The 14,035-nt window shown below is 66.9% G+C and carries 14 protein-coding genes; 11 read left to right on the top strand and 3 right to left on the bottom strand.

Going from position 1 to position 14,035, the window contains the following annotated elements; all coding sequences use genetic code 11:
- Positions 1–63 precede the first annotated feature (63 nt).
- The 3 genes from FBY28_RS13360 to FBY28_RS13350 are packed head-to-tail and all read left to right on the top strand — an operon-like array spanning position 64 to position 1,631.
- Positions 64–498 carry a MarR family winged helix-turn-helix transcriptional regulator gene (locus tag FBY28_RS13360; protein WP_216847669.1) on the top strand — a complete coding sequence of 145 codons (435 nt, stop codon included), beginning with the start codon at positions 64–66 and terminating at the stop codon, positions 496–498.
- 44 nt (positions 499–542) lie between these two features.
- Entirely contained in the window at positions 543–797 is a 255-nt protein-coding gene (locus tag FBY28_RS13355) for a hypothetical protein (RefSeq protein ID WP_141867475.1), read from the top strand.
- 57 nt (positions 798–854) lie between these two features.
- A complete protein-coding gene (locus FBY28_RS13350; protein WP_019514206.1) occupies positions 855–1,631 on the top strand; it encodes an SDR family NAD(P)-dependent oxidoreductase in 777 nt (258 codons plus the stop codon).
- Positions 1,632–1,721: 90 nt separating this feature from the next.
- On the opposite strand, the gene FBY28_RS13345 is transcribed toward FBY28_RS13350, so the two are convergent.
- Complete coding sequence (locus FBY28_RS13345) at positions 1,722–2,402, bottom strand: TetR/AcrR family transcriptional regulator (protein ID WP_141867473.1); 681 nt, start codon at positions 2,400–2,402, stop codon at positions 1,722–1,724.
- An 81-nt stretch (positions 2,403–2,483) separates the two neighbouring features.
- Here FBY28_RS13345 and FBY28_RS13340 point away from each other — a divergent pair, with 81 nt between their 5' ends.
- Positions 2,484–4,247, top strand: coding sequence for a sulfatase family protein (locus FBY28_RS13340; protein ID WP_216847668.1), 1,764 nt, complete (start codon positions 2,484–2,486; stop codon positions 4,245–4,247).
- A gap of 300 nt (positions 4,248–4,547) precedes the next feature.
- Complete coding sequence (locus FBY28_RS13335) at positions 4,548–7,301, top strand: beta strand repeat-containing protein (protein ID WP_141867471.1); 2,754 nt, start codon at positions 4,548–4,550, stop codon at positions 7,299–7,301.
- Positions 7,302–7,361: 60 nt separating this feature from the next.
- Here the strand turns inward: FBY28_RS13335 and FBY28_RS13330 are convergent, their stop codons facing one another.
- On the bottom strand, positions 7,362–8,486 hold the full coding sequence (locus FBY28_RS13330) for an NDMA-dependent alcohol dehydrogenase (protein ID WP_141867469.1): 1,125 nt from the start codon (positions 8,484–8,486) through the stop codon (positions 7,362–7,364).
- A gap of 129 nt (positions 8,487–8,615) precedes the next feature.
- Between FBY28_RS13330 and FBY28_RS13325 the strand changes: the two genes are divergently transcribed.
- Positions 8,616–9,116: a VOC family protein gene (locus FBY28_RS13325; RefSeq protein ID WP_141867467.1), complete on the top strand. Its 501-nt coding sequence runs from the start codon at positions 8,616–8,618 to the stop codon at positions 9,114–9,116.
- On the opposite strand, the gene FBY28_RS13320 is transcribed toward FBY28_RS13325, so the two are convergent.
- Entirely contained in the window at positions 9,099–10,091 is a 993-nt protein-coding gene (locus tag FBY28_RS13320) for a sigma-70 family RNA polymerase sigma factor (protein ID WP_286178043.1), read from the bottom strand. The two genes, FBY28_RS13325 and FBY28_RS13320, sit on opposite strands and share 18 nt — an antisense overlap.
- Positions 10,092–10,157: 66 nt before the next feature.
- Here FBY28_RS13320 and FBY28_RS13315 point away from each other — a divergent pair, with 66 nt between their 5' ends.
- The 5 genes from FBY28_RS13315 to FBY28_RS13295 all read left to right on the top strand — a co-directional run bounded on the left by FBY28_RS13315 (position 10,158) and on the right by FBY28_RS13295 (position 13,992).
- Positions 10,158–10,997, top strand: a complete 840-nt coding sequence (locus FBY28_RS13315) for an alpha/beta hydrolase (protein WP_141867465.1) — start codon at positions 10,158–10,160, stop codon at positions 10,995–10,997.
- Positions 10,994–12,046 (top strand): alpha/beta hydrolase family protein, encoded by a 1,053-nt coding sequence (locus tag FBY28_RS13310; protein ID WP_141867463.1) that lies wholly within the window; start codon positions 10,994–10,996, stop codon positions 12,044–12,046. Before FBY28_RS13315 ends, FBY28_RS13310 begins: the two co-directional genes overlap by 4 nt.
- 67 nt (positions 12,047–12,113) lie before the next feature.
- The gene (locus FBY28_RS13305; protein ID WP_141867461.1) at positions 12,114–12,863 is read left to right on the top strand and encodes a DUF2786 domain-containing protein; all 750 of its coding nucleotides are present in this window, start codon (positions 12,114–12,116) and stop codon (positions 12,861–12,863) included.
- On the top strand, positions 12,863–13,348 hold the full coding sequence (locus FBY28_RS13300) for a TIGR04338 family metallohydrolase (RefSeq protein WP_174241621.1): 486 nt from the start codon (positions 12,863–12,865) through the stop codon (positions 13,346–13,348). The genes FBY28_RS13305 and FBY28_RS13300 overlap by 1 nt, the downstream gene beginning before the upstream one ends.
- Positions 13,345–13,992, top strand: coding sequence for an O-methyltransferase (locus FBY28_RS13295; protein ID WP_141867459.1), 648 nt, complete (start codon positions 13,345–13,347; stop codon positions 13,990–13,992). The genes FBY28_RS13300 and FBY28_RS13295 overlap by 4 nt, the downstream gene beginning before the upstream one ends.
- The last annotated feature ends 43 nt before the right edge of the window (positions 13,993–14,035 follow it).

Raw genomic sequence — 14,035 nt, 5'->3', positions numbered from 1 at the left:
TTCACATGCCAGCCTAGGTGGCGGCTATGGACAGCACAACTTAAATGATGTGTCATGTATTCCATGTGGTTGAACGCGCGGGAGCAGACGATGTGGCGCAACTACCTGGAGATGACCGGCCTGCTCCAGACCGCGATGAACCGGCAACTGCAACGGGACTGTGGCCTGTCGTTGGCCGACTATGACGTGCTGGTGGCCCTCGACGAGGCGCCGGGGTGCCGGGTCGCCGATCTGGGCGCCCGGCTTGGCTGGGAGCAGAGTCGGGTGTCCCATCAACTCGCCAGGATGCGGGCGCGTGGACTGGTCGGGCGACGCGGCGCCGACGATGACCGACGCGCCGCCGTGGTCGATCTGACGGCCGACGGTAGGGCGGCGCTGCAGGCCGCCGCACCGGCACATGCCGCCCTGGTGCGTGCGACGGTCTTCGACGGGATGACCGAGTCGCAAGCCCGCGCGGTGCAACAGTGGCTGTCCACGGTCCTGACGCGGCTGCGCTGAACGACAGCGGGCGACCCGGCGGTGGTCCTGGTTACCATCGGCCCATGAGCCCGGCCGACGAGGACTACCCCGGCGCGCCGGACTTCGACGACATCTTCGACGATGTCGAGGAGATCCCGCCACGCCCGAGCAAGCGCGGACCGGTGGTGATCTTCCTGCTCGGGTGGCTGTGCCTGCCGTTCTTCGTCTATCTCCTCGGTGAATTGCACAGCCCGTTCTACGAGATGGCCTGTGTGGCGATGCTCGCCTTCGTCGCGTTGTTCATCTGGGCCATGATCCGGGTGGTGCGGACCTTCTGAGTTCTGAGATTCTCGGTCGGCCTCAACCCACCGGTCGGGAGGCCTTAGTCTGTCGACGTGGATATCAATGGAGCTAGCGCAATCGTCACCGGTGGCGCGTCGGGTATCGGCGCCGCCTCCGCACGTCAGCTGGCGGACCGGGGTGCCCGGGTCGTCGTCGCGGACCTCAACGCCGAACGCGGTGAGGCCCTCGCCAAGGAGATCGGTGGTGTGTTCGTCACCGTCGACGTGACCAAGACCGATCAGATCCTGGACGCGGTCAACACCGCCATCGACCTGGGCCCGCTGCGTGCCTTGGTCAACTCGGCCGGTATCGGCTGGGCACAGCGGACCATCGGAAAGGACGGCGAGTTCGACTCGGCGCACAACCTGGACGCCTACAAGAAGGTGCTGGAGATCAACCTGGTCGGCACCTTCGACTGCATCCGGTTGGCCGCGACCGCGATGAGCCGCAATGAGTTCACCGAGACCGGTGAGCGCGGCGCCATCGTGAACCTGACCAGCGTGGCGGCCTTCGATGGCCAGATCGGCCAGGCGGCCTACTCGTCGTCCAAGGGCGGCGTCGTCGGCCTGACCCTGCCGGTCGCCCGGGATCTGTCCGCCGCGGGCATCCGTGTCAACACGGTCGCACCCGGCCTGATCGACACTCCGATCTACGGTGAGGGCGAAGCGTCGGAGGCGTTCAAGGCCAAGCTGGGTCAGTCGGTGCTCTTCCCGCATCGTCTCGGTAAGCCCGAGGAACTGGCCTCCATGGTCATCGAGTTGATCACCAACTCCTACATGAATGCCGAGGTCGTCCGCGTCGACGGCGGCATCCGGATGCCACCGAAGTAGTCCCGGTAGTAGTCCCGGTACCGAACGGGAGCCCCCGCACCACACGGTGCGGGGGCTTCTTGTGTCCGAGACGGGGCAGTGCGGCGTCGCTCAGTCGAGCAATCCGATCGCGTGCTGGAACACCAGCCGCGCATGCAGTTCGAACAACTCGACGAAGCGCTGAGCGTTTCCGTCGATCTCGTTGGCGATGAACAGGCCGTCGGCGCCGGCGATCAGATAGGTGGTCAGTGCCTCGACCCTGTCGTCGGCCAGCCCCGGTGCGACCGCGCGGATGATGTTGGCGAACTGGTCGAATGCGTCGGCGCGACTCTGCAGGAACTTCGTCTTGGCGTGCCGCTCGGCCGGACGGCGGTCGAGCGCGAGCTTGAGTCCGAGGCGCAGGAAGTCCGGCTCCTCTTGGAGCGCCTTGGCGACCTGGAGCCCGATGTGGCCTGCCCAACTGTCGGCATCGCCATCGGTGGGCAGGCGCAGCGCACCGGCCCACCGCTGGTAGCTACGGTCGATCACCGCGGCGATCAGGTCGTCCTTGTCGGTGAAATGCCAATAGATCGATGTCGGCGGTAGTCCGCTGGCCCTGCTGACCGCCGAGATCGTGGTCCCGTCATAACCGCGTTCGGTGGCGACCGCGGTGGCGGCGCCCAGGATGCGCTCCCGGGAACGGTCGCCGTTGGCGCGGGTGCGACGCGCCCGCTGCCGGGATGCCGGTGCCTGCTCGTGGTCGGTCGCCCCGTGATACGTCGCCCCGTGATCGGTCGCCCCGTGGTCGGTCACGTCGTCAACGATCTCACGTAGGCAAATCCTCCTGCCACAGTTAATGTATAGATCACTACATTAAACGAAGGGCGGGCAGCCGTGACCACCGCATATCAGGGGCCCAATCGCAGGACATTTCTCGCCATGGCGGGTGTGTCCGTCGCCGCGGCCGCCGCCGGGTGCGCCGCGAAACCGGCTGTCACGCCGGCTACCCCGAAGACCGGCCTGCCGTCCGCGGCCAAACACAACATCGTCTTCGTGTTCACCGATCAGGAGCGCTACTTCGACGAGTGGCCGTCCGGGATGTCACTTCCGGGCCGGGAACGCCTGCGCGCGGACGGTGTCACGTTCACACAGCACTATTGCCCGGCCGTCATGTGCACGAGCTCCCGTGCGGTCATCCTGACCGGGCTGCAGACACCGGACAACAGGATGTTCGAAAACGTCGACATGCCCTACGTCGACTCGATGAGCACCGACATCCCGACCGTGGGCGACATGCTGCGCAAGGCCGGCTATTACACCGCCTACAAGGGCAAGTGGCATCTCAACAGTGCCTTCGAGACCGAGCAGCCCGACCGTCTGTTCACCAAGGAGATGGAGGCCTACGGGTTCTCCGACTACGTCTGGCCGGGCGACGTGCTGACCCACACCCTGGGCGGGTACCACTACGACAACATGATCGGCGGTAGCGCGGTGTCGTGGCTGCGCGATCAGGGCCGCACGCTGGCCGACGAGAACAAGCCGTGGGCGTTGTTCGTCAGCCTGGTCAACCCGCACGACATCATGTACTTCAACACCGATGCCCCCGGGCAAAATGTCCAGGACAATGGCCGGTTGCTGATGGAGGCCGCCCGGGCGCCGGAGAACGAGCTCTATGCCAAGAGCTGGGATACCGCGCTGCCCACCAGCCTGACCCAACCGATGAACGAACCGGGGCGCCCCGCCGCACATGGTGAGTACCTCAAGGCGTGGGGCTACGCGCTGGGCACCATCCCGCCGGAGGAGGAGCGCTGGCGCCGGTTCTCCGACTTCTACCTCAACAGCATCCGGAGTGTGGATCAGCAGTTGCAGCTGCTCCTCGGTGAGCTGGACAACCTGAAGCTGACCGACAACACCATCGTCGTGTTCACCAGTGACCACGGTGAGATGGGCGGCGCCCACGGCCTGCGTGGCAAAGGGCCGTTCGCCTACCAGGAGGCCATCCATCTGCCTTTGCATATCGTGCACCCGGATGTGGCCGGGGGACAGAGCGTTTCATCGCTGACCGGTCATATCGACCTGGCGCCGAGTCTGCTGTCCTTCGCCGGAGTGACGGCGGGCAACGAGGGCGAGGTGGCAGGCCGGGACCTGCCGGGGCGGGATTTCAGTGCGGCACTGGGTAATCCGCAGGCCGCCGACGAACACACGGTGCGCGAGGCCGTGCTGTTCACCTACAGCGGGCTGGCCACCAACGACAGCGAGGCCATCCGGATCGTCGCCGATGCCAAGGCCGCCGGAAAGAACCCCAAGCAGGCGATGGCCGCGGCAGGCTACCGGCCGGACCTGGGTAAGCGGGGCAGCCTGCGGACGATGTTCGACGGGCGTTACAAGTTCACCCGCTACTTCGCGCCCACCGAGCGCAACCGGCCGCAGAACCTCGACGAGTTGTACGAGTTCAACGACGTCGAACTGTTCGATCTCCGGGAAGACCCTCGTGAGATGACGAACCTGGCCGCGGCCAAGGGCGAGAACGCCGAGATGGTGCTGGCGTCGAGCGCCAAACTCGAGGCGTTGATCAAGCAGGAGATCGGTGTCGATGACGGTCGAGAGATGCCGCATTTCGACGATATCGACTGGACGATCGACCGCCTCGACCTCTGATCGAGGACTGCAGTCCGAATTTCCGGGCGCCGACGATAGCTTGCCTAAATGGCGGTAACAGTCAAATTTGCCTGGACAGTAACTTGAGAAGCCTCTCAGCTAATTTCCGCACCGTGAAGGTCCGGCACGTGCGAGAAGACAAAAATGGCCCAAGAGGCCAGTTCATTTGCCGGAAACACATCATCGGACATGTGTACAGTCACCGCGGAATGGTCATTTCATCAAATCGCGGGGGTGCTGTCAGTGGCGACATCAGGACGGACAAAAAGTAGCCACAAGATCAAGAAGTCGTTGCTGACGATGGCCACGGCCACGACCGTGATGGTCACGACGGCGACGGTTGCGACGGCGACGGCGACCGCGGCGGTGGTACCGACCCCGCCCGCGCTACTGGCGCAGGAACAACAGCTGATCGAGCAGCGCAATGTCAGTCTCGCTGCGGCAAGCACGCCGTACCAGCAACTGCAGCACGTGGTGAACACCCTGCTCCCGGCGCTGGTGAACACCTTCGGCGCGCAGCCCCGCGTCACGCTCGACACGCTGTTGGCACAGGTGCCGGACAGCCTGCTCACCGACCTGATCAACGCCAACGGTGGCACCGTCAACGTGAACACCCTGCTGACAACCCTCGGGCTCAACGATCCCGGTTCGGGTCTGAACGCCGCCGTCACCGCGGCCATCAGCTCGGCGTTGACCGACTTCCTCAGCTCGGCGACGACCGGCGAGAATGCCGCGGCCTTGCAGGCGCAATTGCAGACCGCGATCGCCGCGGCGGTCGACGCCCAACTGCGCGCGGTCAGTGTGTCGGTGCGACCGGTGAGCTTCCTGCCCGCCGTCACCATCCGTCTGGTCGACGTCGTGGGCTCGGACGGGGTCACCAACATCGCCAACGGTGTGGCGGGATCCGTCGCCGGCAGCATCATGAACAACCTGACCACCATCCTGCCGACGGCCGACGAACTGACCGCCGAGCTGACCCCGCTGCTGCCGGACCTGTTGACCACGTTGTTCAACGCCGCCGACCTGGCCGATGCCCAGGGCAACTTTCAGCTCGGCAATCTGCTGGACCTGGTGGGCCTGAACCTGAGCAGCCTCGCCGACAGCGGCGCGTTGACCATGACCACCGCCGGTCCGCTGTTCACCATGGCGCGACTGCTCGCCGGCGTCGACCTGGGCTGGGTTCCCGGCACCCAGTCCGCGATCGCCGATTCGGTCAACAGCACGGGCTATCTCGATCTGGGCACCTCGACGCTGAAGACCAATCTCGCTGCGGCGCTGGCCGATGCATTAGCCGACGGATCGCTGGCCGCCGACCTGGGGACGGTCCTGACGCCGGCGCTGAACGGTATCGTCGCGCAGATCGTCAGCAATGCGACCGAGACGGTGGAGGCCGACCTGACCGACAGCATCCGGAGCGCGCTGAGCGGCCTGAACTTCCGGGTGTCGGGGGTCAACATCCCGGTCGGCAATCTGCTCTTCGGCGCGTTGCAGCCGCTGATCGGCAATCTCGCCGACAACCTGAGCGGCCAATTGCAGGGCAACGTGTCCGATCTGGTGGGCGGTCTGGTCGAAAGTGGCACGGGCAGCATCGGTGACGCCCTCAACCAGGCCGTCGACGGTGCCATCGGCGCCATTCCGGACCAGGACATCGCATCGGTCCGAATCCCGATCATCATCGGCACCGGGATGGGAGCCTTCTCCGCGGGCGCAGCCTACCGAGACGTGCTGGCGCAGCTGTCCGCACAGCCCGGTGGGATCGACTACGTCGGCACCAACCCACTGCTCGGTAGCCTCACCATCCTGCCGGCGATCCTGCTCAACAATGCAGGCCGTGCCAACGGCGGCATCATGGCCCGATTCGCCGACTTATTCCAGCTGCTCGGAATCGACGGGATCACACCGGATGTCGCGATCGGCAGCAGCGGCGGCACGCCGATCGGTGACACCGGGCTGTCCCTGGGCGGCGCGAACCTGGTCCCGGTCAAGGTCGACGCCACCGTGCAGTACCAGTTGATGTCCGACTTCGCGGCATGGGCGAATCCGCTGACATTGCTGAACAACCTGGCAGCGGGTGCGTTGCCGACGTACATGCTGCGGGGGATCGACGCGGGTGCGGCCGTCGGCCAGTTGACCGATGCCCTGGAGGGGCTGGTCGGCGAGCTGGCGGAGCAGAACTCGCCGAACACGAATATCTATCTGACGGTGCGCGCCAACACCCTGCCGATGCTGGAGCCGCTTTACCTGGCCGGCGATGTGCTGCGGCTGATCGGGCTGGCGCCGGTGGCCAATATCGTCAACGGGCTGGCGAACGCACTGTCCCCGGCATTGACGAGTCTGGTCAATCTCGGCTATTCCGATGCGTTCTTCAACGAGGAGACCGGTGCCTACGAGCGCACGCTGGATACCGCGGCGACCCCGGTGCGGTTCGGCACCATGCCCGACGTCGACTGGAACCAGGTGCTGCCCAATGTGCTGCGCCAGTTCGCCGGTGGGTTCCAGACCGCGATGACGACCGACAACAACACCGCGCCGAATGCGCTGTCGGGCATCGGCGATCTGCTCACCGGCAACGTCGACAAGGTGCTCGGCGGGCTGCTCGATTCGCCGGGATCCGACGCCGGCAGCAGCCTCGCCGGCGACGAGTCCACCGGCGACGAGTCCACCGGCGGCGAGTCCGCCAATGACACCGTCGTCGGGGCCGAAGGCGGGCAGCAGGGTGCCGCACTCCAGCGCAGTCGCGGCGCCGACGCGCAGGTCGTCGAGGAGCAACCGGCCGCGTCGGCGCCCGAGCAGCCCGCGGAGCAGATCGCCGAGACCGTCGACGATGATGTCGTCATCGGGTTGACCACGGCACAGCGGCGTGCTGCCGAGCGCGAGGCTGCCAAGGAGGCCAAGGCAGAAGCCAAGGCAGAGGCCGAAGCGGAGTCTGCGGCGCAGGCCAGAGAGCAGCTGAGCGTGCGTCCGAAGGGCAATGACGGCGCAGCGGGCGATGACGATTCGGCATCCGGCGGATCGGCCGACGATTCCGGTGGCGGCGGGCAGAACGCGGCCTGAGCGACACGACGAGAACCGCCCACTCCCGAACCGGGAGTGGGCGGTTTGTGTGTGTGGTGCTTACCAGTCGGACTCGTCGAAGCGGATGACGCCACGGATATTGTTGCCGTCCAACATGTCCTGATAGCCGGTGTTGATGTCTTCCAGCTTGTAGGTGCGAGTGATCATATCGTCGATGTTGAGCAGGCCAGACTTGTACAGTGCGGCCAGGCGCGGGGTCTCCACATGTGAGCTGCCGCCACCGAAGATGTTGCCCTTCAACGTCTTCTGCAACATCGTGAACAGGAACAGGTTGAGCTTGACGTCGGCGTCCATCATCGAACCCATTCCGGTCACCACGCAGGTACCGGTCTTTGCGGTGAGGATCATCGCCTCTTCGATGTACTCGCCCTTCATCTCACCGACGGCGATGATCACCTTGTCGGCCATCAGGCCGTAGGTCGTGTCGATCACCGGTCCGATGGCCTCGGCCATCGACGGATAGACGTGGGTGGCGCCGAATTTGATCGCCTGATCGCGTTTCCACTCGTTCGGATCGATCGCGATGACCTGCTTGGCCCCGGATATCACCGCGCCCTGCAGCGCGCTCATGCCGATGCCGCCGACGCCGACGATGATGACGGTCTCGCCGGGCTTCACCTCGGCGACATTGGTGGCCGATCCGAAGCCGGTCGGCACCGCGCAGCCCATGATGGCCGCCGTCTCGAACGGGATATCGTCGTCGATCTTGACGACCGAGTCCTTGTGCACCGTCATATAGGGGGAGAAGGTGCCCAGCAGGTTCATCGGCGAGACCTCACGGCCGCCGGCGTGGATGCGGCTGGTGCCGTCGGCGATCGCCTTGCCGCCCAGCAGCACGGCCCCGCGGTCACACAGTGAGCGGAAACCCTTCAGACACGGCGGGCACTGACCGCAGGCCGGGATGAACGCCAGGATGACGTGGTCGCCCTCGGCGATGCCGGTGACATTCTTGCCCACCTTGGTGACGACGCCCGCGCCCTCGTGCCCGCCGAGTGCCGGCAGTCCGATCGGGGTCGCCCCGGTGGTGATGTGGTAGTCGGAGTGGCACATACCCGCCGCGTGCATACGGATCTGAACCTCGTCGGCGACCGGATCTCCGAGATCGATCTCGTCGACCGTGAACGGCGAATTGAGCTCCCAGAGCAGGGCACCTTTGGTCTTCATGGACAGCAATAGTAGAACACGTTCCAAATAGATGTCTTCCATGGCTCTGAACTGGCAATTTGAGCGCTTTGACATGTCGTATTGCGGACGCTGCGATGAATTCTGCGGCGGATACCGGTCGATATCGGCATGACTGAGATCACCGCGCGCATCGTCCCCAATCTGTGGTTCGACCGAGAAGCCGAAGAGGCGGCGGCGCATTACATCGCCGCCTTCGGCGGCAACGGGCGGATCGTCGCCACCCACGCCCCGCATCCCGACGCGCCCTCACCGCAGGACGTGCCCGTGCTCGTCGAGTTCGAACTCGGCGGCCAGCACTTCGTCGGCATCAACGGCGGACCCCATTTCACGTTCACCGAGGCGGTGTCGTTGGAGGTGCGGGTCACCGGCCAGCAGGAGCTGGACAGGGTGTGGGCCGGGTTGGTCGCCGGTGGTCAGGAGCAGCCGTGCGGCTGGCTCAAGGACAAGTACGGCCTGTCCTGGCAGGTCACCCCCACCGAGTACTTCGACATGCTCGGCCGCGGCGATGTCGAGGCCAACCGGCGACTCGATGCCGCGGTGCTGGCGACCTTCGGCAAGTTCGATATCGCGGCCCTCACGCGGGCCTACCGATCAGAGGCGGGCGGGTAGGCCGAACGTCGGGAACAGCGCGGTGTCCAGGAATGCCACCACGTGGGTGATACCGGCCGCCGTCATATCGATGACGTGCAGCTGAAACGGCTCGTGCACACCGGTTTCCGGGTTGCGCAGATACATCCCCGCCGCGGTCTGGCCGTTGGCGGTGGTGGCCACGAAGCGCATATCGCCGGCGCGTTCGGCCGGGCATTTGTCCCGGGACAGCGCGCCGATGGCCGCCGGGCCGACGTACCAACTGTCGAACGGGGGCATCTCCCAGATGGCCTCGTCGGTGAAGAGCTTCTCCAACGAGTCGATGTCGTAGTCCTCGAACGCGGCGATGTAGCGGGCGAGCAGCTCCCGGGCTTCCGGGGACTCCGGCGCCCGCAGCACCTCGTCTGCGCTCGGACCGACGGCCTCGAGCTGAGCGCGGGCGCGTTGCAGCAGACTGTTGACGGCGGCGGTCGTCGCGCCCACGGCATCGGCCACCTCGGCGGCCCGCCACTGCAGCACATCGCGGAGGACCAGGACCGCCCGCTGCCTGGCCGACAGGTGCTGCAACGCCGCCACGAAGGCCAGCCGTACCGATTCGCGGGTGCCGACCACCGTCTGCGGATCCGCCGGATCCTCGGCATCGGGCAGCGGCTCCAGCCAGGGCACCTCGCGCCGCTCGTGGATATCGGCGTGCGGATCGGCGCTCTGGGTGCCCAGCCCCGACGGCAACGGCCGGCGCTGTTTGCCCTCCAGCGCCGTCAGGCAGGTGTTGGTGGCGATCTTGTACAGCCAGGTGCGCACCGAGGACTTGCCCTCGAACCGGTCGTAGGACTTCCAGGCTCGCAGATAGGTCTCCTGGACCAGGTCCTCGGCATCGTGCACCGAACCGGTCATCCGGTAGCAATGCGCCAACAGTTCCCGCCGATACCGCTGCGCGTCGGCGAGGAACGCGTCCTTGGAATCGAATCTGTCGTCTACCGCTGTGAGGACGGTCACCCACGAGAGCTTACCGACCGGGACCGACAAGCGGGGCCTGCGGCGGTGTGCCGATAGGCTCACCGCGTGGCCACCACGCGCAGTGAACGCACCTTCGACGGTGTCTCCGGAGTGCCCATCGTCTACGACGTGTGGACGCCGGGAACCGACCCGACCGGCGTGGTCCTGATCTGTCACGGCTACGCCGAACACGCCCGCCGCTATGACCATGTCGCCCAGCGCTTCGGCGAGGCCGGGCTGATCACCTATGCCCTGGACCTACGCGGGCATGGACGCTCGGGCGGCAAGCGCGTCTACCTGAAGAACATCTCCGAGTACACCGATGATTTCCACCATCTGGTGGGGCTGGCGACCGCTGCGCATCCCGAACTGAAAAGGGTGGTGCTCGGTCACAGCATGGGTGGCGGCGTCGTCTTCACCTACGGGGTGGAGCATCCCGACGATTACGCAGCCATGGTGCTGTCCGGGCCGGCGGTGTACGCCCAGGATGGCGTGTCCCCGCTGATGATCGGTGTCGCCAAGGTGCTCGGCAGCCTGCTGCCCGGCCTGCCGGTGGAGAACCTGCCCGCCGACGCGGTGTCGCGCGATCCCGAGGTGGTGGCGGCCTACGAGGCCGATCCGATGGTGCACCACGGCAAGCTGCCCGCCGGTATCGCCAAGGCGCTCATCGGAGTCGGCGAGACGATGCCGCGCCGCGCCGCGGTACTGACCGCGCCGCTGCTGGTGGTGCACGGCGGTCAGGACTCGCTGATCCCGGTCGCCGGCTCCGAGCTGCTGGTCGACCGGGTGGGCTCGGCGGATGTGAACCTCAAGGTCTACCCCGAGCTCTACCACGAGGTGTTCAACGAACCCGAACGCGCCGTGGTCCTCGACGACGTCACTTCGTGGATTGCGACCAGACTGTGAAAAGTACTGTCCGCCTGATCGTCTCGCTGCTCGCCGCGCTGCTTTTGGTGGTCGGGTGCTCGTCGGGAGAATCCGGGGACGGCGACGCCCAGCAGGGCTGGGTGGAGGATGACGTGTCCTTCACCGATGCGGCCGGTCTCACCATCCACGGAACCTACCGCCACCATGGTGACGACACCGGGCCTGCGGCACTGCTGATCTCGGAGAGCGGTGCCACCGACCGCAACGGGGACAATGCCGTGGCCGGTCCCGTGGGCAACATGCGTCAGCTGGCCGAATACCTGTCCGGCAAGGGCATCGCCTCGCTGCGCTACGACAAGGTCGGCACCGGTAAGACAGGTCTCGGTCCGTACGCCACCAATCCCGCGGACGTCGGCAGTGCGGCCTACACGGCGGGAGCTCGGGCCGCGGTGCGCTATCTGGCGGCGCGGCCCGGTACCGATGCCGACCAGATCTCGGTGTACGCCCTTGGTGAGGGCACCATCCACGCCATGACGCTGGCCGACGATATCGACCCGGACTCCCCGAAGATCCACGCCCTCGGGCTGCTCCAGCCGCTGCCGGGACGCTATCTGGACATCGTCACCGACCGGGTGCGCGCCGATGTCGAGGCCGCCCGGAGCTCGGGCGCCAAGACAGCCGAACAGGCGCAGCAGGTGCTCGATGCCTGGGCCGCGGCCGTCGAGCAGGCCCGCACCCGCGGCACCGCACCCGCGCAGCTGCCCGACGGGCTCGGCGCGATCCTCAACGCGGGCAACGTGAAGGCCGTGGTGGAGGCGGACTCGATCGACCCGCTTGCGCTGGCAGCGAAGGTGCCGACCGCGACGCGGGTCCTGCTGACCTGTTCGGATACCGACGGGCAGGCCCCGTGCACAGGAGTTCGTCCGTTGGTCGACGCGCTTCGGCGGACCGTCCTGACCGTGGTCGAGCTCAAGGGCGTCAACCATGTCCTGCGCGATGACCCGACCGACAATGTCGCGAACTACGCCAAGGCGGATCCGCTGTCACCGCAGCTGGTCACGGCATTGGACACCTTCGTCGAGCCATGACCGGCGGCCTGTGGATAACTACGGTCGAGCGGGCCGCGTTGTCGGCGCGACTACCTAGCCTGGCCACATGAGTAGCGACAAGATGCTCGCCCGCATCGCGGCCCTGCTGCGGCAGGCCGAGGGCACCGACAACCAGCATGAGGCGGACGCGTTCCTGGCTGCCGCGCAGCGGCTGGCCACCGCCACCTCGATCGACCTTGCGGTGGCCCGCGCGCACTCGGCCACCCGCACCGCCGCGCAGGCCCCGGTGCAACGCACCATCACCATCGGTGATCCGGGCACCCGCGGACTGCGCACCTACGTCCAGCTGTTCGTCGTGATCGCACTGGCCAATGATGTGAAATGCGATGTGGCATCGAACTCGACGTTCGTCTACGCATACGGTTTCGCCGAGGACATCGATGCCAGCCATGCGCTGTATTCGAGCCTGGTCATGCAGATGGTGCGGGCGTCCAAGGAGTACCTGGCCACCGGCGCGCACCGGCCGACGCCGACGATCACCGCCCGGATCAACTTCCAGTTGGCCTTCGGCGCGCGGGTGGGGCAGCGGTTGTCCGAGGCCCGAGAGGATGCGCGCCGGTCGGCGACCGAGGGCGCCGACGGTGTGCCGGGCACCGCGGTGGCGTTGCGCAACAAGGACCTGGAGCTGACCTCGTTCTACCGGAAGGCCTCGGCGGCGCGGGGGACATGGCGGGCCAGCAGTGCCACCGCCGGGTACTCGTCGGAGGCCCGCCGGGCCGGGGACCGCGCCGGGCGAAGGGCGCGACTCGGTCCGCCGCAGGAGTTGTCCGGGGCGCGGGCCCGCCTGGAGCGCTGATGCGCGATGCGCAACGGGCAAAGGTCTATGCCGCAGAGGAATTCGTGCGCACGCTGTTCGACCGCGCCGACGGTCGCGGATCGCTGGACTTCTTCGGCACCGCGCTGACGCTGCCGCCGGAGGCGCGGTTCGGGTCGGTGGACGCGGTGCGCCGCTATGTCGAGGATGTCCTCGCGCTGCCCGCGGTGCGGCTGCGCTGGCCCGCGGCGGGGATGTGCGCGGTGCGGGCGCGGCGCGGGGTCACCGCGGCACATTACGAACCCGGCGTGATCGCCGTGCCGGACGGCCAGAGCCGATGGGCGTTGCGCGAGCTGGTCGTCCTGCACGAGCTGGCACACCATCTGACCGGCCATCTGAGCGATGACGGCGAGCCGCATGGTCCCGGATTCGTCGGCACGATGACCGATTTGGCAGGGTGCGTGATGGGACCGGAAGCCCAGCACGTGCTGCGGGTGATCTACGCGAAGGAAGGGGTGTCCGGATGAGCGATTACGCCGCGTTGGACGCGCTGTACGACGAGTTGCTGAACACCGAGGACGAGGCGTTGCGCGCCGCGCGGCTCTCGACGGGCCCGGCCGGGATGCCCGCCATCGAGGTCTCCGCGCAGCACGGCAAGCTGCTGTCGCTGTACGCCCGGCTGACCGGGGCCCGTCGCGCCTTGGAGATCGGCACACTGGCCGGGTACTCCACCATCTGGCTGGCGCGCGGGGTCGGCCCGCAGGGCAGCGTGGTCACCCTCGAATACGAGCCCCGGCACGCCGAGATCGCCAGGCAGAACCTGGAGCGCGCCGGCGTGGCCGACCGGGTCGAGGTGATCGTCGGCGCCGCGCTGGACACCTTGCCCACGCTGAAGGGGCCGTTCGATCTGTTCTTCATCGATGCCGACAAGGAGAACAATCCGGCCTACCTCGAGGCGGCGATCGCCTTGTCCGAACCCGGTGCGCTGATCATCTGCGACAACATCGCCCGCGGCGGCCGGGTGCTGGATCCCGACCCGCAGGATCGGCAGGCGATCGCGGTGCGCGAGACCATCGCGCTGATGGGCAGCCACCCGCGGCTGGACGCCGCGGCCATCCAGACCGTCGGGGCCAAGGGCTGGGACGGGTTCGCCGTCGCGCTGGTCAGCTGAGCCCCGGCGTCGCCCGACCGGCCGACTGCGCGCGGTTCGGCCA

The sequence above is a fragment of the Arthrobacter sp. SLBN-53 genome (genome assembly GCF_006715585.1).
GTDB lineage: Bacteria > Actinomycetota > Actinomycetes > Mycobacteriales > Mycobacteriaceae > Mycobacterium > Mycobacterium neoaurum_A.
This window is presented reverse-complemented; position numbering and strand designations above follow the sequence as displayed.

Coding starts and splice junctions, on each gene's coding strand:
- FBY28_RS13360 (WP_216847669.1), top strand. CDS start 64: ATGTGGTTGAACGCGCGGGAGCAGACGATGTGGCGCAACTACCTGGAG.
- FBY28_RS13355 (WP_141867475.1), top strand. CDS start 543: ATGAGCCCGGCCGACGAGGACTACCCCGGCGCGCCGGACTTCGACGAC.
- FBY28_RS13335 (WP_141867471.1), top strand. CDS start 4,548: ATGGCCACGGCCACGACCGTGATGGTCACGACGGCGACGGTTGCGACG.
- FBY28_RS13330 (WP_141867469.1), bottom strand. CDS start 8,486: ATGAAGACCAAAGGTGCCCTGCTCTGGGAGCTCAATTCGCCGTTCACG.
- FBY28_RS13325 (WP_141867467.1), top strand. CDS start 8,616: ATGACTGAGATCACCGCGCGCATCGTCCCCAATCTGTGGTTCGACCGA.
- FBY28_RS13305 (WP_141867461.1), top strand. CDS start 12,114: ATGAGTAGCGACAAGATGCTCGCCCGCATCGCGGCCCTGCTGCGGCAG.
- FBY28_RS13300 (WP_174241621.1), top strand. CDS start 12,863: ATGCGCGATGCGCAACGGGCAAAGGTCTATGCCGCAGAGGAATTCGTG.
- FBY28_RS13295 (WP_141867459.1), top strand. CDS start 13,345: ATGAGCGATTACGCCGCGTTGGACGCGCTGTACGACGAGTTGCTGAAC.